Source organism: Pseudoclavibacter sp. RFBJ3 (assembly GCF_002931375.1).
GTDB lineage: Bacteria > Actinomycetota > Actinomycetes > Actinomycetales > Microbacteriaceae > Pseudoclavibacter.
In genome coordinates this window covers 15,911-38,124 of sequence record NZ_PSXZ01000004.1, presented here as the reverse complement: position 1 = coordinate 38,124, position 22,214 = coordinate 15,911, and the positions used below count along the sequence as shown (strand labels likewise).

Below are 22,214 nucleotides of genomic sequence, written 5' to 3'. Positions count from 1 at the left end.
GAGCACCTATCGTACTTGCCCACCGGATGCGCCACACCCGATTCGACCGACGCCAGGTTCGTGCCACCATGAATGACGTGACCATCGACTTCACCGCGATCGACTTCGAGACCGCCAACGGCTCCCCCGCCTCAGCGTGCGCCGTCGGACTCGTCAAGGTGCGGGACGGTGCCGTCGTCGATCGCGCCAGCTGGCTCATCCAGCCCCCGCAGCCCCACGACGCGTTCCTGCCCTTCAACGTCCAGCTGCACGGCATCAGCCGGGAGATGACCCGCAGTGCTCTGACGTGGGAGGAGCAGCTCCCCCGTCTCCTGGCCTTCGTCGGAGACGATGTGCTGGTCGCGCACAACGCACGTTTCGACATCGGCGTGGCCGTCACGATCAGCCTTGCGACGAACACGACGCTTCCACCTCTCGCCTACTTCTGCTCGCTCCGACTCGCGAGACGCAGCTACGAGCTGCACTCCTACCGCCTCCCGGTGGCCGCGGAGGCGGCAGGGTTCACGACGCTCGTGCACCACGACCCCGTCTCCGATGCGGAGGCGAGCGCCGCCATCGTCGTCGACGTCTCGCGAAGGCTGGGAGCTGCGGAACTCGCCGACGTGTGCGCCTCGACGGGCGTCGACATCGAGCGCATCGAGCTCAGCAGGGAGCGGGAACTCGCCGCGACACTCACCGCGGCGGCCACCTTCGCCTGAAATGTCGGAGGCACCTGCGAGGGTGGATGCATGGACCTTCTCCCGCTCGTCATCGGCCTCCTTCTCGGCCTCATCGTCGGATTCGCGATCGCCGCGATGCGAGGAGCGAACCAGCGCCAACAGCTGGCGACCGAGCTCGCGGGTGCCAGCGCACGCGCCCTCGCTGCGAGCGAGGCACGCTCCACCGCCGAGCAGCATCTCGAGGAGGTGCTCGCACGGGAACGCTCGCAGCTCGAGGCGCGCCGCACGAAGGACGTCGGCGAACAGCAGGTGCTCACGGCGCTCGCCCCGGTGAACAAGCAGCTCGAACTCATGCGCCGCGCCGTCGCCGCCATCGAGGAGCAGCGCCTGCAGCAGCACGGCGAGCTCAGCGAGCAGCTCCGCAACCAGCACGAAGCCGACGAGCGCCTGCGGGTGACCACCGACTCGCTCGCCTCCGCGCTGCAGTCCAACCAGGCACGAGGCGTGTGGGGCGAGGCGCAGCTTCGCAACATCGTCGAGGCCTCCGGAATGATCGAGCGCGTCGACTTCGACACGCAGGTCACGCTCACCGGGGAGCAGGGCGCGGGCCGCCCGGACATGATCGTGCACCTGCCAGGGGGCAAGCACCTCGTCATCGACGCGAAGGCCCCGATGGCGAAGTACCTCGCCGCGAGCCAGCTCAGCGAACTCGGCGACCAGGAGGAGACCGCACGCCGGCGCAGTCTCATGGGCGACCACGCGAAGGCCCTTCGCTCGCACGTCACCGCCCTCGCCGCGCGCGGCTACCCGAGCGCGGTGCCCGGATCCCCCGAACTGGTCATCGCGTTCGTCCCCAGCGAGTCGGCGCTCTCGGCCGCGGTCGCCTCCGACCCGTCGCTCCTGGAAGACGCGATCCACCGCGGAGTCGCGGTCACGTCTCCCGTCTCGCTCTGGGCCACCCTCCGCGCCATCGCCTACGCCTGGCAGCAGGACGTGCTCGAAGACCAGGCCCACGAGATCTTCGAGCTCAGCACCCAGCTCCACACGCGTCTCGGCACGCTGGCCACGCACATCGACAAGCTCGGCCGGTCGCTGGCTGGCGCCACCACCAGCTACAACGCGTTCCTGGGCTCCCTCGAGACGCGAGTCCTCCCCACCGCTCGAAAGCTGGACGCCCTCAACATCGGCTCCCCCATCAGCACGCCGCGCCCCGTCGAGGAGCAGCTTCGCGGGCTCACCGCGCCCGAGCTCACCGAGCATCGAGAAACACAGCCCGAGTTCACGGAGCGCTGACCCAGACCCAGCGAACAGGCGAACTCCCGGAAGAACCGCACGCGAACGGCTCCTCAACGACAAACGCTGCCAGCCCGATGCCGCGACGGTGAACGCCGGGAACATCAGACTGGCAGCGCTTTGGCGGCAGCTCCAGAAGACCTGCGTCAGCTGCCGACGGAGATCAGAGCCACTTGTCCGCGAGGTGCTCGGCCGTCACACGGCGCACGGTGCCGGAGCGGGACCGGAGCACCACCGAGTCCGTGAAGATGCGGTTGCCGGACCGGCGAACCCCGGCGCACAGTCCACCGTCGGTCACACCCGTCGCCACGAAGTACGTGTTCTCGGTGCGGACCAGGTCGTCCTGCGTGAGCACTGCGTCCAGGTCGTGCCCGGCAGCGATTGCGCGCTCGCGCTCCTCGGCGTTGCGCGGGTACCACCGGCCCTGCAGCACGCCGCCGAGCGCCTTGATGGCGCACGCCGTAATGATGCCCTCAGGAGTTCCGCCGATGCCGACGCACATGTCGATGCGACCAGTGCCTCGCGCAGCGTTGATGCCACCGGCGACGTCGCCGTCGAGCATGAGCTGCGTGCCGGCACCCGCCGCGCGGATCTCGTTGATGAGCTCCTCATGGCGCGGACGGTCGAGCACGGCGATGACCATGTCCTCGACCGGCTTGTTCTTCGCTTTGGAGAGGGCGCGGATGTTCTCGCCGATCGGGCGGGCCAGGTCGATGACGCCGACACCCTCGGGACCCGTGACGATCTTCTCCATGTAGAAGAGGTCCTTCGGGTTGTACATCGAGCCGCGGTCGGCCACGGCGATGACGCTCAGCGCGTTCTGCCGGCCAGCGGCCGTGAGGCTCGTGCCATCGATCGGGTCGACGGCGATATCGCAGTCGGGGCCCTGCCCGTTGCCGACCTGCTCGCCGTTGAAGAGCATCGGGGCTTCGTCCTTCTCGCCCTCGCCGATGACGACGACGCCGGCGAAATCGACGGTCGAGAGGAACTTGCGCATGGCGTCGACCGCCGCACCGTCGGCGGCGTTCTTGTCACCTCGCCCGATGAACGGCGTCGCCCGGATGGCCGCAGCCTCGGTCGCACGCACCAACTCCATAGCGAGGTTGCGGTCGGGGTTCGCGAAGAGCTGCCCGTGCTCCGGAGTTGAAGTGGCGGAAGATGAGGTCACAAGGGTCCCTTTCGCTGGCGTTATGGACGTTCTCGCCGAGCAATCACACGACACCATTGCTCCGCGCCATCCGGTTCTCAACCCTAGTACGAGCGCTCGGAGAAAGTCGGCGGCCCTGGCTAGACTTCAGTCGTAAGTTCCAAGCGCTGAAGGAGCACATATGCCCATCGCAACACCGGACCAGTACGCCGAGATGCTGAACCGAGCCAAGGAAGGCGGCTTCGCGTACCCAGCGATCAACGTCTCCAGCTCGTCGACGATCAACTCCGTCCTCCAGGGTCTCACCGAAGCCGGCTCAGACGGCATCCTCCAGGTCACCACGGGCGGTGCCGACTACTTCGCCGGCCAGTCCGTCAAGGCTCGCGCCTCCGGTGCGCTCGCCATGGCCGCATTCGCGCACGAGGTCGCGAAGAACTACCCGATCACGGTCGCGCTGCACACCGACCACTGCCCGAAGGACGCGCTCGACGGCTTCGTCTACCCGCTCCTCGAGGCATCCGCTGACCAGATCAAGCGCGGCGGCGAGCCGATCTTCCAATCGCACATGTGGGACGGCTCGGCTGTGCCGCTCACGGAGAACCTCGAGATCGCGTCGAAGATCCTGAAGCTCACGCAGGCCAACAACCAGATCCTCGAAGTCGAGATCGGCGTCGTCGGCGGCGAAGAAGACGGCGTCGCGCACGAGATCAACGAGCACCTCTACACGACGCTCGACGACGCCATCGCGACCGTCGAGGCCCTGGGCCTCGGCGACCGAGGCCGCTACATGGCCGCGCTCACCTTCGGCAACGTCCACGGCGTCTACAAGCCGGGCAACGTCAAGCTGCGCCCCGAGCTCCTCGCGGAGATCCAGGCAGGCCTCGCAGCCAAGTACGGCACCGGTGCCAAGCCGCTCGACCTCGTCTTCCACGGCGGCTCGGGATCGACCGACGAGGAGATCGCCGAGGCGGTCCGCAACGGCGTCATCAAGATGAACATCGACACCGACACGCAGTACGCGTTCAGCCGCTCCGTCGCCGACACCGTCCTGAAGAACTACGACGGCTTCCTCAAGATCGACGGCGAAGTGGGCAACAAGAAGGTCTACGACCCCCGCTCATGGGGCAAGAAGGCCGAGACCGCCATGGCGGCTCGCATCATCGAGGCCACCAAGCAGCTCGGCTCGTTCGGTCACTCGGCCGCGTGAGCGTGACGCCGGGATCCGAGCCGCAGGACTCGGTGCAGGAGGTAAAGCGGAAGAACGACCGCTTCCTCGGCATCGGGTTCCTCGTGCTCGGCCTCGTCGCCACAGTCCTCAACATGACGACGTTCACGGAGAACTCGTTGGCGGGCCAGATGGCCCTGCTCTACGAGGACTTCGGGATCAGCGGCTACGTGCGACCTGAGGGTCTCGGCTCCCTGTCCACCACCGCTGTCCTGGTACTGCCGGCGATCTACGCCCTCACGCTGTACCTGACGCTCGTCCGCTGGAAGGCCGGCAAGCGGGCGATGTGGATCCCGATCATCGGCGCCGTCGTCACCCTCATCACGATCTTCGGCTTCACGATCGCCGCGATCCTGATGCACGGTGAGCTGCTCGAAGCCATCTCGAGCGGCGCCCTGCCGACGCCGACGCCAACCTCCACGTAGGGCGTGGCGACAGCAGTCACGCTGACGTCACCACGTGCCTGCCCGGGCGAGCCACCTGGCCGCCCGGGCGGGCCGGGTTCTCCACAGCACTGAAGCATCGGCCGCCGCACGCGATATCCTCGATCTCGCATGCGGCGGCCGATTCTCTGTGCCAAGCAGCACGCTCCCTCCGCGATCGCAGCGGGAGACATCAGATTCGAGAAGAGGCACGTGGTCGTCATCCAGCCCCCGAAGTCAACGCCGGATGCGCCGTGGCCCGTCAGCGTCGTCTCAGAGCTCGTCCGCGACTGGATCGCACGCCTCGGGTCGGTCTGGATCGAGGGAGAGCTCACCGGCTGGAGCATCCGCGGTGGGCACGCCTACGGGAAGATCAAGGACCTCGACGCTGACGCAACCCTGTCGGTGACCGCTTGGCGCAGCGTCGTGCAGCGTCTCGACGGCGAGTTCAAGCAGGGCGACCGCGTCATCGCCAGCATCAAGCCCGACTTCTGGGTCAAGGGCGGAACGCTGTCGATGCAGGTCTCGGACCTCCGGCACGTCGGGCTCGGCGATCTTCTCGAGCGGCTCGAGCGGCTCCGGAAGCAGCTGGCGGCAGAAGGTCTCTTCGCCGACGAGCGCAAGAAGCCCCTCCCCTTCCTGCCGGGCACCATCGGCCTCATCACGGGCCGCGAGTCCGACGCGGAGAAGGACGTGCGCCGCAACTCCGAGCTCCGCTGGCCAGCGGTGCAGTTCCGCACCATCCACACCCCGGTGCAGGGCGAGCGCACCGTTGCCGAGGTCTCGGCCGCGCTCCGCGAGCTCGACGCCGACCCCGAGGTCGACGTCATCATCGTCGCCCGAGGCGGCGGCGACTTCCAGCACCTGCTGCCGTTCAGCGACGAGAGTCTGGTGCGCCTCGTCGCGACGCTCTCCACGCCCGTCGTCAGCGCCATCGGCCACGAGGCCGACCGTCCGATCCTCGACGACGTCGCCGACCTGCGCGCCTCCACTCCAACAGACGCCGCCAAGCGCGTCGTACCGGACGTCGCGGAGGAGCTCGCCGGCGTCCAGCAGGCCAGAGCCCGCATCCTGCAACGCATCGTCGACCGCGTGCGCAGCGAGTCCAACGCCCTCGAGTCGCTCGTCTCACGGCCAGCGCTCGCAAACCCATCCTGGATCATCGACCAACGCGGCGAGGAGCTCATGCGCGCCTCCCAACGCGGCGAAGAGCTCATCACTCGGCGAATCGACCGCGAACACGACCGGCTCGAGTCGCTGGCGAGGCACCTGCGTGGCCTCTCGCCGCAGGGCACGCTCGAGCGCGGCTACTCCATCGTCGAACGCGTCGACGGTGATGCGAAGTCGCTCGTCACCGGATGGCAGGACGCCCCCGCGTCGACCGAGCTCCGCATCCGAACGGCCGATGGCCGCATCTCAGCCTCGTCGCTCGGCGGCGAGGCCATCATCACACCAGGCGCCCCGGACGGCGCAACGGAGGCGAACGTAGAATGACCACCATGCAGGAACAGACCGACATCGCCGAGCTCAGCTACGAGCAGGCACGCGACGAGCTCATCTCGGTCGTGAGCCAGCTCGAACAGGGCAGCGCCTCCCTCGAGGCGTCGCTCAAGCTCTGGGAGCGCGGGGAGCAGCTCGCCGCGCACTGCGAGTCCTGGCTCCTCGGCGCCAGGAAGCGCCTCGAGGCGGCACGTCGACGCGACGACGAAGCTCTGGACGAGGCCTGATGGCCAAGCAGAAGCAGCCACCGGTCGTCGCGGAACTCGGGCGGCCGGAGACCCCGGAGGAGACGTTCGCGCGCAAGGCCGAGTCCTCGCGGCTATACCGGAAGCGCAAGACGATCAACAACCTCGTCTACTCGCTCCTGGTGTCGCTTGGCCTCGTGCTGTTCATCGTGGCGATCGTGCCGCGCAACGACACTCCCGTGACCTTCGACGTCGATTTCGCATCAGAGGCGCAGAGCGCGCAGGGCGACTTCGCCGCCCCGCTGGTCGTTCCTCAGGTTCCGGCGGACTGGACCGCGAACGAAGCCGAGATCCGCACAAGCGCCGACGGCGTCAGCGAGTGGTACATCGGCTTCCTGGTCGGCCCGAAGGGCGCACCCACCGAGTACGTCGGCGTCAGCCAGGGCATCGGCGTCAACCCCACCTGGCTGCTGGACGCGACGCGCGAGCGCACCCCGACGGGCACCGTGCAGGTCGGCGGCCTCGACTGGATCGAATACGACGCGACCGACCTCAGCCCGGAGGATGCAGGCAACCGGGCCTACATGCTCGTCCACGAGCAGGACGGCCAGGCCTACCTCGTCTACGGCAACAACTCCCCCGAGACGGTGACGAAGCTGGCAGAGCTGGTCGCTGCCGACCTCGACTGAGGCCAGGACTCGATAGGCTGGCTCGGACAGAGATCGGCTACCTGGAAAGGTCACACAACGTGGTGGAAAATCAAGACGAGTACCGCATCGAGCACGACACGATGGGCGAGGTCCGCGTTCCCAAGAACGCCCTCTACGCCGCGCAGACGCAGCGCGCAGTCGAGAACTTCCCCATCTCCGGTGCAGGTCTCGAGCAGGGCCAGATCATCGCCCTCGCGCGCATCAAGCGCGCCGCCGCGATCGTCAACGCGAAGCTCGGAATCATCGAGCAGCCGGTGTCCGACGCGATCGTCGAGGCCGCTGAGCAGATCATCGACGGCAAGTACCTCGACCAGTTCCCGGTCGACGTCTACCAGACCGGGTCCGGCACCTCGTCGAACATGAACATCAACGAGGTCCTCGCGACACTCGCGACGCGCGGCCTCGGCGGCCCCGTCCACCCCAACGACCACGTCAACGCGTCGCAGTCGTCGAACGACGTCTTCCCGACCTCCGTGCACGTCGCCGTGACGGACGCGCTCCTCAACGACCTCATCCCGGGTCTCACGCACCTCGCCGAGGCCCTGGACCGCAAGGCGCAGCAGTGGGCATCCACCGTCAAGGCCGGGCGCACGCACCTCATGGACGCCACCCCGGTCACGCTGGGACAGGAGTTCGCGGGCTACGCCCGTCAGATCCGCCTCGGCATCGAGCGCGTGCAGTCGACCATCTCGCGCGTCGCTGAGGTCCCCCTCGGCGGCACCGCGACCGGCACCGGCATCAACACGCCTGCCGGCTTCTCGCAGCAGGTCATCGCCGAGCTCGCCGACAACTCGAAGCTCCCGCTCACCGAGGCCCTCGACCACTTCGAGGCCCAGGGCGCACGCGACGGCCTCGTCGAGGCCTCCGGCGCGCTGCGCACCATCGCGGTGAGCCTCATCAAGATCAACAACGACCTCCGCTGGATGGGCTCAGGCCCGAACACGGGACTCGGCGAGATCCAGATCCCCGACCTGCAGCCGGGCTCCTCGATCATGCCGGGCAAGGTGAACCCGGTCGTCCCTGAGGCCGTGCTCATGGTCGCCTCGCGCGTCATCGGCAACGACGCTGCCATCGTCTTCGGCGGAGCATCCGGCTCGTTCGAGCTCAACGTGCAGATCCCGGTCATGGGAACCGCGCTCCTCGAGTCGATTCGCCTCCTCTCCAACGGCGTGCGTGTGCTCGCCGACAAGACCGTCGATGGCCTCGTCGCGAACGAGGAGCGTGCCCGCGCGCTCGCCGAGTCGTCGCCCTCGATCGTGACCCCGCTCAACCGCATCATCGGGTACGAGGCGGCAGCCAAGATCGCGAAGTACTCGGTTGCCAACAAGGTCACGGTGCGCCAGTCCGTCATCGACCTCGGCTACGTCGAGCGCGGCGACATCACGGAAGAGCAGCTCGACGAGAAGCTCGACGTGCTCAGCATGACCACGCCCAACCTGTAGGCGAAGAGCCGACAGCAGAAGGCCCGCCGGGAGAACCCGGCGGGCCTTCTGCGTCCCCAGAGGCCTGCGCCTCGACAGCACGAGCGCGAGCGCCGGCACTACCCGAACGGCACGGCGAGCCACAAGACAGGAAGCCAGTACCCGGCGAGCAGCGCCGGCCCGAACGCGATGCTGCGACGGCGATCCCGGGTCCGTGCCAGGACGACGACGCTCTGCACTCCCCCGATGAGGATCGCCAGCACGCCGAGGAGCACGGCGAGCGAGGGGTCGATGAGCGCCGCCGCCCAGCTGAGCACGGCCCCGAGCTTCACATCGCCCATGCCGAGGCCGCCGGTGAGCGCCAGGACGAGCAGGACAGCCCCCGCCGCGGCGCCGGTGGCGGCGGCGAGAAGATCCGGCGTTCCGTGCAGCGCCCAGTCGGCGAACCAGGAGAAAAAGACCCCGAGCGCCCCGAGCGCGACGAGGCGGTTCGGCAGCCGGTGCTCGCGAGCATCCACCGCCACGAGTCGCGGAGTGACCGCTGCGACCGCGAGCGACGCCGGCAGGAGCTCCGGGTGCTGCGGGACCGCCGATGCCACGCCCACCATGAGCAGCGCCCCGACGCACAGCGCCTCTCCGGCGGGCGACCACCGTGACCGCGGGTTCTGACCCTGCGCGTTCGAAGCACCGCGCAGGGGATCCGGCCCCGTCCCAGTAAGGGGGTCGGCCTCCGCACGTTCTGCCATGCCCGGACACTAGTCAGATCTGGAGCCACCCGCAGAAGTTCCCCACAGGCCAGGTCGACGAGGCCCGGCTCGGTGCAGCGCAACCGAGCCGGGCCCGCATCCCCATCACACCTCGTAGTCTCCGAGCAGCTCCGTGACGAGCGCCGCGATGTCGCTGCGCTCGGACCGCGTGAGCGTCATGTGGGCGAAGAGCTTGTGTCCCTTCAAGGTCTCGATGACCGAGGCCACCCCATCGTGCCGGCCGACGCGCAGGTTGTCCCGCTGCGCCACATCATGGGTGAGCACCACGCGAGAGTTCTTGCCGATCCGAGAGAGCATCGTGAGCAGCACGTTCCGCTCGAGCGACTGCGCCTCGTCGACGATCACGAACGCGTCGTGCAGCGAGCGGCCCCGGATGTGCGTCAGGGGCAGGATCTCGAGCATCCCCCGGTCCATGACCTCGTCGATGACGTTCTCCGACACGATCGCCGACAGGGCGTCGTAGACCGCCTGGCCCCACGGATTCATCTTCTCGCCCTGATCGCCGGGCAGGAAGCCGAGCTCCTGCCCGCCGACGGCGAAGAGCGGTCGGAAGACCATGATCTTCCGGTGCAGCCCGCGCTCGAGCACCGACTCGAGCCCTGCAGCCAGGGCGAGGGCACTCTTCCCAGTGCCCGCGCGCCCGCCGAGGGAGACGATGCCGATCGAGGGGTCGAGCAGCAGGTCGATGGCGAGTCGCTGCTCCGCAGACCGCCCGTGCACGCCGAACACGTCCAAGTCGCCGCGGACGAGTCGGACGGCGCCCTTCCCCGACACGCGTCCGAGTGCTGATCCGCGGTCCGAGTGGATCACGAGGCTCGTGTTGATGGGCAGTTCGTCGACGGTGGCGGTCGCGACCGTCTCGTCCGTGTACAGCGTGTCGAGCTCGTCCGCGCCGAGGGAGATCTCGGCGACCCCCGTGTAACCGGTGTCGCGGGCCAGCTCGGCTCGGTACTCCTCAGCAGCCAGGCCGATCGCCGAGGCTTTCACGCGCATCGGGAGGTCCTTGGACACCACCGTCACGGCGAGGCCCTCACCAGCGAGGTTCTGCGCGACGGCCAGGATGCGTGTGTCGTTGTCTCCCAGCTGCATTCCGCTGGGGAGGACGCTCATGTTCGAGTGGTTGAGCTCGACGCGCAGCGTGCCGCCTGCCTCCCCGATGGCGATGGGGAAATCGAGGCGCTCATGCTTGATGCGCAGCTCGTCGAGGAACCTGAGCGCCTGGCGGGCGAAGTACCCGATCTCCGGGTCGTGGCGCTTCTTCTCCAGCTCCGTGATCACGACCACGGGGATGACGACCGCGTGCTCCGCGAAGCGGAAGAGTGCTCTCGGATCGCTGAGCAGCACCGACGTGTCGAGCACGTAGGTGCGGGTCGAGATGGACGAGTCGGGAACCGCGACATGCACGGCGCCCCCTTCCTCGTTCTCGAGGTGGTCGGTGTTGCGCTGTGCGGGTATCACGGCAGTTCCGCTCCTTCGCCAAGCTCTCGCTCGTCGCTGGGTTACGTTCCGACCACAGGGGCACTCGGTAGGGGGAAACGAACTTCGGGAACCTGTGGCCGTTTCGATCAGGCACCGTACCTGATGGCATTAACGTACGACGGCGGGGACCACGCCACGCGCAGGCGAAAGTTAAATTTTGTGTCGTGTCTGGGAGCGTCGCGGCTACTGGCCGTAGCGTCGCTGGCGGGACGCGAAGTCGCGCAGCGCGCGGAGGAAATCGACCTCGCGCAGGTCGGGTCCCAGTGCCTCGACGAAGTAGAACTCGGAGTGCGCAGACTGCCACAGCATGAAGTCGCTGAGCCGCTGCTCACCGGAGGTGCGGATGACCAGGTCGGGGTCCGGCTGGCCGCCCGTGTAGAGGTGCTCGGCGATGAGGTCAGGCGTGAGGATGTCCGCGAGGGCCGCGACGTCGCCACCATCTGCCGCGTGTGCGCGCACGATCCTGCGCATCGCGTCGACGATCTCGCTGCGGCCTCCGTACCCGACCGCGAGGTTCACGTGCATGCCTCGACGCTGCGCCGTGTCGCGTTGCAGACGCTCGAGCGTCGCCCCGAGTCCGGAAGGGAGGTGCTCGGGAGATCCGGCGTGGTGCACCCGCCAGCGCGCGTTGTCGGCGATCTGCATCGCGAGCTTCTCGATGATGTCGATGAGCGCGTCGAGCTCTTCGCTGCTGCGGTTCTTGAGGTTGTCGTTCGACAGGAGGTAGAGGGTCACGACCTGGACGCCTTCCCGGTCGCACCAGGCGAGGAACTCCATCATCTTGGCGGCCCCCGCTGCGTGCCCCTGAGCCGCATCCCGCAACCCGAGCTGCCTGGCCCAACGCCGGTTGCCGTCGATGATCATCGCGACGTGCTTCGGCTTGGGACGACCGTGCAGAGATCGGCGCAGTCGCCTCGTGTACAGCCCGTACAGGAAGCTCCGCAGGCTCGTGGGAATCATCGACATGGTTCGAACAACGTACCGGACCACGGGTCAGATGCACGTGCACGGGGCCGCGTAGAGTGCGAGGGTGGCTTCAGAACATCACGCGGATTCGGAACTCGACTCGGGCCAGGAGCCCACCGTGCACTTGCCCCTGCTCGAAGCTGAATCGGGCGCGAGCGTCGCCGAGGCGAAGCCATCGTGGCGCGGCTGGGTGCACGCCGGCACGCTTCCCGTCTCGATCGCGGCGGGGATCGTGCTCATCGTGCTCGCCGAGGGCACGACCGCCAAGCTGGCCTGCGCGCTCTACGCGATCTGCTCCTGGCTGCTCTTCGGCATCTCCGCGCTCTACCACCGCTTCAACTGGAGCGAGAAGACGCGGGTCGCCCTCAAGCGGTTCGATCACGCGAACATCTTCCTGCTCATCTCTGGGACCTACGCACCCATAGCGTTGGTCGCACTGCCGCCGGAGAAGGGGTGGCCGCTGTTCGCGATCGTCTGGGGCGCAGCGCTGCTTGGCATCTGCTTCCGCGTGTTCTGGATCGGCGCCCCGCGGTGGCTGTACGTCGCCCTGTACATCGCGCTCGGCTGGGCCGCCGTCGCCTACCTCGGCGACATCGCCGCCGTGAACGTGGCCACGGTGGTGCTCATCGTCGTCGGCGGCCTGTTCTACACGGCCGGCGCCATCTTCTACGCGCTCAAACGCCCCAATTTCTGGCCGGGGCACTTCGGCTTCCACGAGCTGTTCCACGTGTTCACGGTGCTGGCGTTCCTCAGCCAGTGGACGGGCATCCTGCTGCTCTGCATCGACCCGCCGGTCTTCGCCTAGGGCTTGGCCGCCGGGGGTTCGTGGTCGGGCTCGCGATGCTCAGGCGCGGCCTGCTCCTCGGGCTCCTGGCCGAGCTGAGGGCCCTCGGTGCCCTCGGCCACCGTGCCCTCGTTCGCTGCCATCTCGGCCTGCAGCTGTTCGCGGATACGAGCCCTCGCCTGCACCCGACTCGTGCGGCGGATGAGGTCCATCACCAGGAGGCCGGTCGCGACGGCGACGAAGATGAAGACGAAGAAGCCGAGCGGGCCCGGCGTCACGTCGTCCGGGTTGAAGGGCAGCTCCTCCCCAGGCGTCGGCGCCGTCGCCGCAAGCGACAGCACCCAGGACTGGGCGGAGGCGAGCAGCATCACTCGGAGGCCTCCGCAGCGCCCTGCTTGTCGTCGTTGCGTTCGTCGACGCCCGAGAACAGGTCGGTCTCTGGCGTCGGGGCATCCACTCGGGAGTCGACGAGCTCGAAGTCGTCGTACGGGTACGCCGCGGCCTCGATGTCGCGAGGAATCGCGAAGAACCCGCTGTCAGGCGCCACCTGGCTCGCGTGCGAGCGAAGCGCCGAGTCGCGGGCGTCGAAGAACTCGTCGATCTGGATCTGCGTCGTCACGTTGCTCGGCTTGTCTCGCATCCAGGCGAGCATCTGCTCGAGGCGCTCGAGCAGCGGCGACTCGGGGTCGAGCGCCTTGATGTGCTGCAGGAGGCTGTCTGCCCGCTTCCCGTTCATGGTGCGGTCGTAGTACAGCTTCGAGATGCGCCACGGCGAGCCCAGCTCGGGGTGCGTCGCGAGGCCCGACTCCCGCCACACGCGCATCGAGATGTCGTGGGTGCGGATGTGGTCGGGGTGCGGGTAGCCGCCGTTCTCGTCGTACGTGACGAGCACGTGCGGGCGGAACTCCCTGACCAGGCGCAGCAGCGGACGCGCGGAGATGTCGAGGGGGATGCTCGCGAAGGAGTTCAGCGGCAGCGATCCGTCCTCCGAGGCCATGCCGGAGTCGACGTACCCGAGCCAGCGGTGCTCGACGCCGAGGAACTCCTGGGCGGCAGCCATCTCGACGCGGCGGAGTCCCGCCAGGTCGCGCTGGGCGTGCGAGACGGACTCGAGACCCGGGTTGAGGATGTCGCCGGCCTCGCCTCCGGTGCAGCTCACCACCATGACCTCGGCGCCCTTGGCACGGTACGCGGCGTATGTCGCGGCGCCCTTGCTGGACTCGTCGTCGGGATGGGCGTGGACCGCCATCAGTCGAAGTGTCACTGGTCTCCTCGGGGAACGTTAACCTAGACAGAGAGCCTATCTCGCGCGGCCCGCACTTTCTGGCCGCGCCCGCCCTCAGTCGAGAGGAATCCACGTGTCAGCTGAACGCGAGACCCGCGCCGACACCGCCGCCACCTCAGCTGACCTCGTCGACCGCTACGGCGCCCGCGCGCCTCGCTCGGAGAAGAAGCCGGAGCGCTGGATCTGGATGGTCGTCGGCATCTTCGTCATCGCCGTCGTCGCTTTCTGGGCGACGACGACGGTCGGCCCCGTCTCCTCCTCGGCGATCCGAGCCGACACGGTGCGCTTCTCCATCGTCGACGACGCGAACGTGAGCTTCGACTACCGCATCACCGCCCCTGCCGGAACCGAGGCGACGTGCGCGATCGAGATCCGCGACGAGCAGCAGGCGGTCGTCGGCTGGGACATCGTCGACGTCCCCGCGACCGACGAGGCCTCGCAGGTCCTCAACGCGCAGGTGCGCACCACGAAGGCAGGAACCACGGCTTTGGTGAAGGAATGCTGGTTGCCGTAGAATGGCACCAGAGGCCCTGACTCGCGTCAGGGCTTTGGTCGTATCCGGCTGCACAAGGAGTTCCAGCATGGCTAACCCATCGGTGACCTGGCTCACCCAGGAGACGTATGACCGCCTCAAGGCGGAGCTCGACGAGCTCGCTGTGAACGGTCGTGAAGAGATCGCCAAGCGCATCGAAGAGGCGCGCGAAGACGGCGACCTCAAGGAGAACGCCGGCTACCACGCGGCGAAGGACGAGCAGGGCAAGATCGAAGCCCGCATCAACCAGCTCGAGACGATGCTGAAGAACTCCGAGGTCCGCGAAGCGCCAGAAGCGTCCGGCATCGTCGAGACGGGCACCGTCGTGACGGCGAAGATCGGTGGCAAGGAGCAGAAGTTCCTCCTCGGCAGCCGCGAGATGGCGTCTCAGACCCAGCTGCGCGTCTACTCGGGCGAGAGCCCGCTCGGAGCCTCGATCCTCGGCCTCGCGATCGGCGCATCCACGAGCTACGAGGCGCCGAACGGCAACTCCATCGACGTCGAGATCACCGAGGTCGAGACCTTCCACCCGTAGCCGTTCGACGCGGCCACGCACTCGGACACACGAAGAGGACCTCCCGCGGGAGGTCCTCTTCTCGTTCCTGCGAGGGTGCTCGCGATCAGGGAAGCGGGGACGCGTCCCTGCTCGTCCGCGGCTGGTAGCCGAGCGCACGCAGCGCATCCATCACCTGGTGGGAGTGCTCGGTGCCTCGAGTCTCGACCGACACCTCGAGCTCGACGTGGCTCACCTGCAGACCCTTGTTGTGGCGAGTGTGCAGCACCTCGACCACGTTCGCGTTCACCTCGCTGATGGTCTTCGCGATCAGCGCGAGCTGGCCGGGAACGTCCTGCAGCTCGATGACGAGCTTCAGGTACCGATCAGAGGCGGCGAGGCCGCGGCTCAGCACCTTCTCGAGCATGAGCGGGTCGATGTTGCCGCCGGACAGGATGGCGACCGTGGTGCCCGCGTCCTTGATCTTGTCCGCGAGGATGGCAGCGACGGCAGTCGCACCGGCAGGCTCGGCCACGAGCTTGGCCCGCTCGACGAGGAGCAGGATGGCGCGCGAGATGTCGTCTTCCGAGACGGTGACGACCTCGTCGACGAGATTGCGGACCACCTCGAAGGTGATCTCGCCGGGCATGTCGACGGCGATGCCGTCGGCGATGGTCGGGCGAGCCTGGATCTTCACGGGGTAGCCGGCCTCGAGCGAGACGGGGAACGGCGCAGAGTTGGCCGCCTGCACGCCGATGATGCGGATGGGCCGCCCACGCTGCTCGCCGAGGAGCTTCGCCGCGACGCTGACGCCCGAGATGAGCCCGCCGCCGCCGATGGGCACGATGATCGTGTCGACGTCGGGCGCCTGCTCGAGGATGTCCAGCGCGAGGGTGGCCTGGCCCGTGATGATGTCGGCGTGGTCGTACGGGTGGATGAACTCGGCCCCGGTGTCGACGGCGAACTGCTTGGCCGCGACGAGCGCATCCGCCACGTTGACGCCGGTCAGGACGACCTCTGCACCGTAGCCGCGGGTCGCCTGCAGCTTCGGCAGCGGAACGCCGACCGGCATGAAGATCGTCGCCTTGATGCCGAGCTCGCGGGCCGCGAAGGCGACGCCCTGCGCGTGGTTGCCGGCCGAGGCGGCCACGACTCCACGCGAGCGCTGCTCCTCGCTCAGGCGCGAAAGGCGGTACGTCGCCCCGCGGATCTTGTACGAGCCCGTGCGCTGCATGTTCTCGCACTTGAGGAGCACAGGAGAGCCGAGCTTCTCGGACAGGAACCGGGCCGAGTCGATGGGGGTCTGGGAGATGACCTGCCGCACGATTTCACGTGCGGCGACGATCTGTTCCAGCGTGATGGTGGGAGCGGTCATACCGTGCTTGCCTTCTTCTCGCGCTTGGCCTTCTCGCGCTTGGATACGGGGGTTTGCGTGATCTTCGTCGGGTCGGGGTCATCGCGCCAAGTGCCACGCGAGATGAACTGGACCATGACCTTGCCTGCCGCGACGAGGGGAACGGCGAAGACGGCGCCGGCGATGCCGCCGAAGATGGTTCCTGCGCTCACCGACAACAGCACCGCGAGCGGGTGCAGTTTCACGGCGCTGCCCATGATGAGCGGCTGCAGGATGTGCGACTCGATCTGCATGACCGCGACGACGACGATGAGCATGATGAGCGCATTGAGGAAGCCGTTGTAGGCCAGCGCCACGGCGACGGCGATCGTGCCGGCCGAGATCGCGCCGATGTAGGGGACGAACGACGCGAGGAAGACGATCACGCCGATCGGCAACGCGAACGGCACCTGCAGGATGACGGCACCGAGGTAGATGCCGACGGCGTCGATGAGCGCGACGAGCACCTGGACGCGCACGTAGTGGCCGACCGAGATCCAGCCCCGCTGGCCAGCACCGTCGATGGCGGCGCGCGCCTTCTTGGGGAAGATCGACACGATGAAGAGCCAGATGCTGCGGCCGTCGAGGAGATAGAAGATCAGGGCGAAGGCGGTGACGAGCGTGCCGGCGAGGAAGGCGACGACATTGGAGCCGACCGAGACCGCCTGGGACGCGATGGAGTTCACGTTCGACTGCACCCAGCCGACGATCTCGCTGAGTCCCGCGTCGACCTGCTCCTCGGTGACATGCAGCGGGGAGTCTCTGAGGAACTGCAGCGCCAGCTGGTACTGAGCCTCGAGCTTGCCCAGGTCGAGGTTGAAGCCTTGCGCGAACTGGCTGACGACCAGGCTGATCAGCGTGCCGATCGCGACCAGCAGGACGATGAGCGACAGGATGAGCGCCGCCCACCTCGGGAGGCCGACACCCACGAGCCACTTCATGAGCGGTGCGAGCAGCGACGCCAGGAGCGCGGCCACGAGCAGCGGAATGACGAGGATCGATGCCTGTGCGACGAGCCACCCGAGGGGAATCAGGGCCAGCAGGATGGCCACGGTGCGCCAGGCCCAGGCCGCGCCGATGCGCAGCCCCCGGGGCACGAGCTCGTCCTCGCTCTCGTTGCGGAGCGCTGGCGTGGGGTTCTGCGCCAGGGTGGAGCCGGTTCTCGGCGATGCCGCCTTGGCGGCAGTCTCGTCGAGGTCGCGTTCGGTCATAGGCTCAATACTAGGAGCGCCCGCGGACGCTGCGATGCCATTAGAACTGCACCCGAGGGGGCTGCGAGATGGCAGCCCGGTCGGCGACCTCGAAGAAGGTCCGCTGCTCGAAGTGGAGCGGGCCCGCGACGAGGTTGTTCGGGAACACCTTCACCTTGGTGTTGTACTCGCGCACTCCCCCGTTGTAGAAGCGACGCGACGCCTGGATGCGGTTCTCCACGTCGACGAGGTCGGACTGCAGCTGCAGGAACTCGCGGCTGGACTGGAGCTGCGGGTAGGCCTCTGCCGCGGCGAACACGCCGCGCAGCGAGCCCTGCACGAGGTTCTCGGCCGCGCTCACCTCTTCGGGTGTCGTCGCGCGCGAACTCGCAGCGCGGGCCTCCTGGAACGCCGCGAAGACCTTGTCCTCATGCGTCGCGAGGCCGCGCACACGCGTCTCGAGCTGCGGGAGCAGTTCCTCGCGGGCCGCCAGTTGCGTCGTGATGTCGCTCCACGCTCCGTCGACGCGGGCGCTCAGGCGCTTGAGCGAGCGGTTGGTGGCGACGACGTAGACGACTACGGCGATGACGATGAGGAGCACGGCTCCGACGGCGATCCAGACTTCGAGCATGCCGGAATGGTAACCCGCCTCGACTGCGAGACGGCGGGGTCAGCCCACCGCTTGAGCGAATTCGCTGGATGCGGAGTCCGCGAGGTGCTGAAGATGCTGCGGGATGGGCATCCCGCGGCGTCGAGCAGCCTGTGCCCAGAGTCGACCGGCGCGGTAGGAGGAGCGGACGAGCGGGCCGGCGAGCACCCCGAGGAAGCCGATCTCCTCGGCCACGGCCTTGAGCGCGATGAACTCCTGCGGCTTGACCCACCGCGCCACGGGCAGGTGCCTTGGGCTCGGCCGGAGGTACTGCGTGAGCGTGATGATGTCGCAGCCCGCATCGTGGAGGTCGACGAGCGCCTGCTCGATCTCATCGCGCTCCTCCCCCATGCCGAGGATCAGGTTGGACTTCGTGACGAGCCCCGCGGCCCTGGCCTGCGTGAGGACGTCGAGCGAGCGCTCGTATCTGAAGGCGGGGCGGATGCGCTTGAAGATGCGAGGCACGGTCTCCACGTTGTGCGCGAACACCTCGGGCCTCGAGGAGAAGACCTCTCCGAGAAGCGCAGGGTTGCCGGAGAAGTCCGTCGCGAGGATCTCGACACCGGTCCCCGGGTTCTCGGCGTGGATGCGCCGGACCGTCTCCGCGTGCAGCCAGGCGCCCTCGTCCGGCAGGTCATCACGGGCGACTCCGGTCACGGTCGCGTAGCGCAGCCCCATGGTCGTGACGGACTCCGCCACCCGGCGCGGCTCGTCGGTGTCGTAGTCGGCAGGCTTGCCCGTATCGATCTGGCAGAAGTCGCAGCGACGGGTGCACTGCGAACCGCCGATGAGGAACGTGGCCTCCCTGTCCTCCCAGCATTCGTAGATGTTCGGGCAGCCTGCCTCCTGGCAGACGGTGTGCAGGCCGCCCGCCTTGACGAGCTCTGAGACCTGCCGGAACTCCGGCCCCATCTTCGCTCTCGTCTTGATCCACTCCGGCTTGCGCTCGATGGGCGTCTGGGCGTTCCGCGCCTCGACGCGGAGCAGCTTGCGGCCCTCGGGCTTGATCGTCACGCTGCGACTCCCGCGTCGACACCGAGGTGAGCGGTGAGTAGTTCGGCCGCTCTCGGAGCAACCTCCGCGGGCGTGATCGACCGCCCGAGCTCGGCGCTCAGGGACGTGACTCCGGCGTCGGCGATGCCGCACGGCACGATGCGGCTGAAGGGCTCGAGGGAGTTGGAGCAGTTGAGCGCGAAGCCGTGCATCGTGCAGCCTTCGACGACACGGACCCCGATCGCGGCGATCTTCCGAGCACCGTGGTCGTCCTCGACCCACACGCCGGAACGGCCGTCGACCTGCACGCCCTCGACGCCGAACTCGGCGACGAGCTCGATGAGGGCCGCCTCGAGGCGGCGGACGTGGGCGACGACGTCGATGGGCTCGGGCAGCTTGACGATCGGATAGCCGACGAGCTGGCCGGGCCCATGCCAGGTCAGCCGCCCTCCGCGGTCGACCTCGACGACGGGCGTGCCGTCGCTGGGCCGTTCGCTCCGCCTGGTGAGGCGCCCCGCCGTGTAGACGCTCGGGTGCTCGAGGAGGACAAGCGCGTCGCCCCGGTCTCCCCGAACGCGCTCGGCGTGCAGCCGCCGCTGGAGCGCGAGAGCCTCCGCGTAGTCGACCGTGGTGGGCTCGAATCCCGGCGTCAGCACATGCATCATGACGACAGTGTTGCATATTCTGTACGAAGTACAACAACTGCTTGCCGGCACGAGGGGCACCGTTCTGGGCGGCCCTCATGCCGGCACGACCGACGCCGGTTACACCGCGATCTGCGCAGCAACCACCTTCAGCTTGTGGCGAGCGAGCGCCAGGTTGGCGCTCGTGCGATTGAGCACCAGATAGATGAACAGACCGCTCGACCCCTGCGAGTTGAGGACGTTGATGAGGTGGTACTGCGAACTCAGCGTGATCAGGATGTCGTCGATCTCATCGGCGATGCCGAGCTCGGACATCGTGCTGAGCTTCGCGCGCACGACGTTGGCGTTGCCCGCGGCGGCGATGCCGAGATCGAACGACGGATTGCCGCCCTGCGCCAGCGCCATGCCGCTCGCGTAGTCGACGATCGCGGCCCCCGTCGCGCCTTCGATGCTCAGCAGCTGGTTGATGGCCTCATCGAGTGAACTCATGTCTTGTCTCCCCCTTGTTTTTGTGTCGCTGCCCCATCGACCCCGGACCTGCAGGTCAGATGTCGTCCTGCACCATCGTCCCTGTCGAAGTGAATGAGGCATCCGACTCGCCCATGCCGACGGGACAACGATCCGCGAGCGGCGCACCGTACGCGAGCGGTCCTGCATGCTCACGGAGCGGCCACCCCGTCACGTCGGCCGTCGTCCGCGCGGCAGGTGGATCCGGTTCCCTCATCCGATCGACCGGCGAGAAAGGTGTCTGCGCGTGAACATCAGGCCGACGTTGCACGTGTCGGCATCAGCTGCAGATAGCAGCCGAAACGACAGTAGCGCACACCCGAGCGGCGCTCTGGCCATGCAGAGCGCCGATCTCGTATAGATTCGAGTCGTCTGAGTTCGCGGATCTCCGCGAGGGGGCAGACACGCGGAGCTGTTTCGCTTTCGGAATCACGCTTCGCACATCTATCGAGGGGGAACGATGGAAACTCTTGTGCACCTGATCGGCGCAACGACTTCGTACGGCAACCGGCAGGTGCTCCGGGCGGTGGATCTCACCCTGTATCGGGGGCAGATCGTCGGGCTCATCGGCGTCAACGGCGCAGGAAAGAGCACGCTCGTGAGCACACTCGTCGGACGCCAGCAGCTCGAATCCGGAACCATGATTCTCGGCGAGGAGCCGTACGCGCCTGCCTCACTCGCGGAGGCGCAGGCCTGCGGCGTGGGAGTGATCACCCAGAACGCGGAGCCGCCGAGGGGCCTGACGGTCGCGCAGGCGCTCTTCCGCAACACCTATCGGGCCGATGAGTCGCACGAGGCGGTTCTCGAACGCGCACGGGAACTCGTCGAGCAGACCAGCACCGAACTCGATCTTCACGCGATGATCGATGAGCTCGACCGGGGTCGCCGCGCGCTCGTCGAGGTCGTTCGCATGCTCGCCGAGGAGGCGCAGCTCGTCGTGATCGACGAGGTGGCCGTCACGCTCGCGGACCATGAGATCGCGCTCCTGCACCGAGTGCTCCGGCAGCTCGCCTCGCAGGGCCGAAGCATCCTGTACATCACGCACCGCATGGACGAGGTGCAGTCGATCGTCGACCGCGTCCTCCTGCTCCGTGACGGCACGATCGCCATCGACACCCCCATCGGCGGGCTCAGCGCCGAGGAGCTCACGGTCATGCTCATCGGCGAGTTGCCGGACGCGGAAGCGAACCTCGCGAGCTCCGGGGAGGATGCGCACCGTGCCGCGCTCGCCGCGTTCGGCGTCGGCGACGGCCGCCTCCTGCACGGCGTCGATCTCCACGTGCGGCCGGGCGAGGTCGTTGGCGTCACAGGGACGCACGACTCGGGCGTCCGTCAGCTCATCGAGATCCTCGGTGGCGCGACCCACCCGCAGCAGGGCCACGTGGAACTGTTCGGGGAGCCTGTCGACCTGGCAGAGGCAGGCGTCGCCGAAGCTCACGGCGTGAGCTTCCTCGCGGACGCGGTGCCGGGGTTCGACGCCGACCGGAGCCTCATCCACGGCGTCGGCGCGACTGATGCGACCCTCGGCGCGGAGATCTCGCGGGCGAGAAAGATGATCGACCTCGTGCACCGACTGCGCATCAACACCGCGAGCATCCACACCGCGCTCGCAGAGCTCTCGGGCGGAGACCAGCAGAAAGCCGAGTTCATCCGTGCCGTCGAGCGCGGCGGCACGGTGCTCGTGCTCGCTCACCCGACGCAGGGCGTCGACGTCGGCGCACGTCGTGCCGTCTTCACCTTCCTCCACAGCCTCGCCGAGACCGGCACGGCGGTCGTGTTCCTGGGCACAGATCTCACCGAGCTGCTCAGGTGGAGCCACCGAGTCGTGGTGCTCGCCAACGGCAGGACCGCGCTCGAGGGACGCTCCGAGCTGCTCGACGAGGACATGATCGTGCACGCGATGCTCGGCGCCCAGCGCGCCGAACGAGTTGGGCGCCGAGCAGCCACGGCCACGTAGCAGGTTGGCTCGC

24 protein-coding genes are annotated in these 22,214 nt (G+C 67.9%); 12 read left to right on the top strand and 12 right to left on the bottom strand.

Going from position 1 to position 22,214, the window contains the following annotated elements:
• Nucleotides 1-68 precede the first annotated feature (68 nt).
• Both C5E07_RS04045 and C5E07_RS04040 read left to right on the top strand, forming a co-directional pair.
• Nucleotides 69-698 (top strand): 3'-5' exonuclease, encoded by a 630-nt coding sequence (locus C5E07_RS04045; RefSeq protein ID WP_258063775.1) that lies wholly within the window; start codon nucleotides 69-71, stop codon nucleotides 696-698.
• 30 nt (nucleotides 699-728) lie between these two features.
• The gene (locus C5E07_RS04040; protein WP_104298534.1) at nucleotides 729-1,952 is read left to right on the top strand and encodes a DNA recombination protein RmuC; all 1,224 of its coding nucleotides are present in this window, start codon (nucleotides 729-731) and stop codon (nucleotides 1,950-1,952) included.
• A gap of 163 nt (nucleotides 1,953-2,115) precedes the next feature.
• On the opposite strand, the gene glpX is transcribed toward C5E07_RS04040, so the two are convergent.
• Complete coding sequence (glpX, locus tag C5E07_RS04035) at nucleotides 2,116-3,048, bottom strand: class II fructose-bisphosphatase (protein ID WP_228496858.1); 933 nt, start codon at nucleotides 3,046-3,048, stop codon at nucleotides 2,116-2,118.
• Nucleotides 3,049-3,280: 232 nt separating this feature from the next.
• Here glpX and fbaA point away from each other — a divergent pair, with 232 nt between their 5' ends.
• The 6 genes from fbaA (at nucleotide 3,281) to C5E07_RS04005 (ending at nucleotide 8,583) form a co-directional block, all read left to right on the top strand.
• Complete coding sequence (gene fbaA / locus C5E07_RS04030) at nucleotides 3,281-4,306, top strand: class II fructose-bisphosphate aldolase (RefSeq protein WP_104241631.1); 1,026 nt, start codon at nucleotides 3,281-3,283, stop codon at nucleotides 4,304-4,306.
• Nucleotides 4,303-4,749, top strand: coding sequence for a DUF6264 family protein (locus C5E07_RS04025; RefSeq protein WP_146080500.1), 447 nt, complete (start codon nucleotides 4,303-4,305; stop codon nucleotides 4,747-4,749). The genes fbaA and C5E07_RS04025 overlap by 4 nt, the downstream gene beginning before the upstream one ends.
• A 210-nt stretch (nucleotides 4,750-4,959) precedes the next feature.
• Nucleotides 4,960-6,240, top strand: coding sequence for an exodeoxyribonuclease VII large subunit (gene xseA, locus C5E07_RS04020; protein WP_258063774.1), 1,281 nt, complete (start codon nucleotides 4,960-4,962; stop codon nucleotides 6,238-6,240).
• Nucleotides 6,237-6,473, top strand: a complete 237-nt coding sequence (locus C5E07_RS04015) for an exodeoxyribonuclease VII small subunit (RefSeq protein WP_104241634.1) — start codon at nucleotides 6,237-6,239, stop codon at nucleotides 6,471-6,473. Before xseA ends, C5E07_RS04015 begins: the two co-directional genes overlap by 4 nt.
• Nucleotides 6,473-7,120, top strand: coding sequence for a DUF4245 family protein (locus C5E07_RS04010; protein WP_104241635.1), 648 nt, complete (start codon nucleotides 6,473-6,475; stop codon nucleotides 7,118-7,120). The genes C5E07_RS04015 and C5E07_RS04010 overlap by 1 nt, the downstream gene beginning before the upstream one ends.
• 62 nt (nucleotides 7,121-7,182) lie before the next feature.
• A complete protein-coding gene (locus C5E07_RS04005) occupies nucleotides 7,183-8,583 on the top strand; it encodes an aspartate ammonia-lyase (protein ID WP_104298531.1) in 1,401 nt (466 codons plus the stop codon).
• Between the two features lie 98 nt (nucleotides 8,584-8,681).
• Here the strand turns inward: C5E07_RS04005 and C5E07_RS04000 are convergent, their stop codons facing one another.
• From C5E07_RS04000 to C5E07_RS03990, 3 genes are all read right to left on the bottom strand, one after another.
• Nucleotides 8,682-9,308 (bottom strand): A24 family peptidase, encoded by a 627-nt coding sequence (locus C5E07_RS04000; protein ID WP_104298530.1) that lies wholly within the window; start codon nucleotides 9,306-9,308, stop codon nucleotides 8,682-8,684.
• A gap of 105 nt (nucleotides 9,309-9,413) precedes the next feature.
• Nucleotides 9,414-10,733, bottom strand: coding sequence for a PhoH family protein (locus C5E07_RS03995; RefSeq protein ID WP_258063787.1), 1,320 nt, complete (start codon nucleotides 10,731-10,733; stop codon nucleotides 9,414-9,416).
• A gap of 258 nt (nucleotides 10,734-10,991) precedes the next feature.
• Entirely contained in the window at nucleotides 10,992-11,768 is a 777-nt protein-coding gene (locus C5E07_RS03990; protein ID WP_374953192.1) for an isoprenyl transferase, read from the bottom strand.
• Nucleotides 11,769-11,838: 70 nt separating this feature from the next.
• On the opposite strand from C5E07_RS03990, the gene C5E07_RS03985 reads away from it, so the two are divergent.
• Nucleotides 11,839-12,579, top strand: coding sequence for a hemolysin III family protein (locus C5E07_RS03985; protein ID WP_258063773.1), 741 nt, complete (start codon nucleotides 11,839-11,841; stop codon nucleotides 12,577-12,579).
• Here the strand turns inward: C5E07_RS03985 and C5E07_RS03980 are convergent.
• Both C5E07_RS03980 and mca read right to left on the bottom strand, forming a co-directional pair.
• Complete coding sequence (locus tag C5E07_RS03980; protein ID WP_181057776.1) at nucleotides 12,576-12,929, bottom strand: hypothetical protein; 354 nt, start codon at nucleotides 12,927-12,929, stop codon at nucleotides 12,576-12,578. The genes C5E07_RS03985 and C5E07_RS03980 overlap by 4 nt on opposite strands.
• Nucleotides 12,926-13,807, bottom strand: coding sequence for a mycothiol conjugate amidase Mca (gene mca, locus C5E07_RS03975; RefSeq protein WP_104241640.1), 882 nt, complete (start codon nucleotides 13,805-13,807; stop codon nucleotides 12,926-12,928). The genes C5E07_RS03980 and mca overlap by 4 nt, the downstream gene beginning before the upstream one ends.
• 109 nt (nucleotides 13,808-13,916) lie before the next feature.
• On the opposite strand from mca, the gene C5E07_RS03970 reads away from it, so the two are divergent.
• Entirely contained in the window at nucleotides 13,917-14,357 is a 441-nt protein-coding gene (locus C5E07_RS03970) for a DUF4307 domain-containing protein (RefSeq protein ID WP_104241641.1), read from the top strand.
• Nucleotides 14,358-14,424: 67 nt separating this feature from the next.
• Nucleotides 14,425-14,910 carry a transcription elongation factor GreA gene (gene greA, locus C5E07_RS03965; protein WP_104241642.1) on the top strand — a complete coding sequence of 162 codons (486 nt, stop codon included), beginning with the start codon at nucleotides 14,425-14,427 and terminating at the stop codon, nucleotides 14,908-14,910.
• A gap of 85 nt (nucleotides 14,911-14,995) precedes the next feature.
• On the opposite strand, the gene ilvA is transcribed toward greA, so the two are convergent.
• The 6 genes from ilvA to C5E07_RS03935 all read right to left on the bottom strand — a co-directional run bounded on the left by ilvA (nucleotide 14,996) and on the right by C5E07_RS03935 (nucleotide 20,226).
• Nucleotides 14,996-16,243 carry a threonine ammonia-lyase gene (gene ilvA, locus C5E07_RS03960; RefSeq protein ID WP_104241643.1) on the bottom strand — a complete coding sequence of 416 codons (1,248 nt, stop codon included), beginning with the start codon at nucleotides 16,241-16,243 and terminating at the stop codon, nucleotides 14,996-14,998.
• Complete coding sequence (locus C5E07_RS03955) at nucleotides 16,240-17,472, bottom strand: AI-2E family transporter (protein WP_104241644.1); 1,233 nt, start codon at nucleotides 17,470-17,472, stop codon at nucleotides 16,240-16,242. The genes ilvA and C5E07_RS03955 overlap by 4 nt, the downstream gene beginning before the upstream one ends.
• 40 nt (nucleotides 17,473-17,512) lie before the next feature.
• Entirely contained in the window at nucleotides 17,513-18,082 is a 570-nt protein-coding gene (locus tag C5E07_RS03950) for a LemA family protein (RefSeq protein WP_104298528.1), read from the bottom strand.
• A 39-nt stretch (nucleotides 18,083-18,121) separates the two neighbouring features.
• On the bottom strand, nucleotides 18,122-19,114 hold the full coding sequence (gene lipA, locus C5E07_RS03945) for a lipoyl synthase (protein WP_104298527.1): 993 nt from the start codon (nucleotides 19,112-19,114) through the stop codon (nucleotides 18,122-18,124).
• Nucleotides 19,111-19,758 carry a lipoyl(octanoyl) transferase LipB gene (gene lipB, locus C5E07_RS03940; RefSeq protein ID WP_104298526.1) on the bottom strand — a complete coding sequence of 216 codons (648 nt, stop codon included), beginning with the start codon at nucleotides 19,756-19,758 and terminating at the stop codon, nucleotides 19,111-19,113. Before lipB ends, lipA begins: the two co-directional genes overlap by 4 nt.
• Before the next feature lie 99 nt (nucleotides 19,759-19,857).
• The gene (locus C5E07_RS03935; RefSeq protein ID WP_104241648.1) at nucleotides 19,858-20,226 is read right to left on the bottom strand and encodes a hypothetical protein; all 369 of its coding nucleotides are present in this window, start codon (nucleotides 20,224-20,226) and stop codon (nucleotides 19,858-19,860) included.
• A 478-nt stretch (nucleotides 20,227-20,704) separates the two neighbouring features.
• On the opposite strand from C5E07_RS03935, the gene C5E07_RS03930 reads away from it, so the two are divergent.
• Nucleotides 20,705-22,201, top strand: a complete 1,497-nt coding sequence (locus C5E07_RS03930; RefSeq protein ID WP_104298525.1) for an ATP-binding cassette domain-containing protein — start codon at nucleotides 20,705-20,707, stop codon at nucleotides 22,199-22,201.
• The last annotated feature ends 13 nt before the right edge of the window (nucleotides 22,202-22,214 follow it).

Excerpts from the sequence above, each read along its gene's own strand:
- C5E07_RS04045 (WP_258063775.1), top strand. The coding sequence starts at position 69 with ATGAATGACGTGACCATCGACTTCACCGCGATCGACTTCGAGACCGCC.
- C5E07_RS04040 (WP_104298534.1), top strand. The coding sequence starts at position 729 with ATGGACCTTCTCCCGCTCGTCATCGGCCTCCTTCTCGGCCTCATCGTC.
- glpX (WP_228496858.1), bottom strand. The coding sequence starts at position 3,048 with ATGGAGTTGGTGCGTGCGACCGAGGCTGCGGCCATCCGGGCGACGCCG.
- fbaA (WP_104241631.1), top strand. The coding sequence starts at position 3,281 with ATGCCCATCGCAACACCGGACCAGTACGCCGAGATGCTGAACCGAGCC.
- C5E07_RS04015 (WP_104241634.1), top strand. The coding sequence starts at position 6,237 with ATGACCACCATGCAGGAACAGACCGACATCGCCGAGCTCAGCTACGAG.
- C5E07_RS04010 (WP_104241635.1), top strand. The coding sequence starts at position 6,473 with ATGGCCAAGCAGAAGCAGCCACCGGTCGTCGCGGAACTCGGGCGGCCG.
- C5E07_RS04000 (WP_104298530.1), bottom strand. The coding sequence starts at position 9,308 with ATGGCAGAACGTGCGGAGGCCGACCCCCTTACTGGGACGGGGCCGGAT.
- C5E07_RS03990 (WP_374953192.1), bottom strand. The coding sequence starts at position 11,768 with ATGATTCCCACGAGCCTGCGGAGCTTCCTGTACGGGCTGTACACGAGG.
- mca (WP_104241640.1), bottom strand. The coding sequence starts at position 13,807 with ATGGCGGTCCACGCCCATCCCGACGACGAGTCCAGCAAGGGCGCCGCG.
- greA (WP_104241642.1), top strand. The coding sequence starts at position 14,425 with ATGGCTAACCCATCGGTGACCTGGCTCACCCAGGAGACGTATGACCGC.
- ilvA (WP_104241643.1), bottom strand. The coding sequence starts at position 16,243 with ATGACCGCTCCCACCATCACGCTGGAACAGATCGTCGCCGCACGTGAA.
- C5E07_RS03955 (WP_104241644.1), bottom strand. The coding sequence starts at position 17,472 with ATGACCGAACGCGACCTCGACGAGACTGCCGCCAAGGCGGCATCGCCG.
- C5E07_RS03950 (WP_104298528.1), bottom strand. The coding sequence starts at position 18,082 with ATGCTCGAAGTCTGGATCGCCGTCGGAGCCGTGCTCCTCATCGTCATC.
- lipB (WP_104298526.1), bottom strand. The coding sequence starts at position 19,758 with ATGATGCATGTGCTGACGCCGGGATTCGAGCCCACCACGGTCGACTAC.
- C5E07_RS03935 (WP_104241648.1), bottom strand. The coding sequence starts at position 20,226 with ATGAGTTCACTCGATGAGGCCATCAACCAGCTGCTGAGCATCGAAGGC.
- C5E07_RS03930 (WP_104298525.1), top strand. The coding sequence starts at position 20,705 with ATGGAAACTCTTGTGCACCTGATCGGCGCAACGACTTCGTACGGCAAC.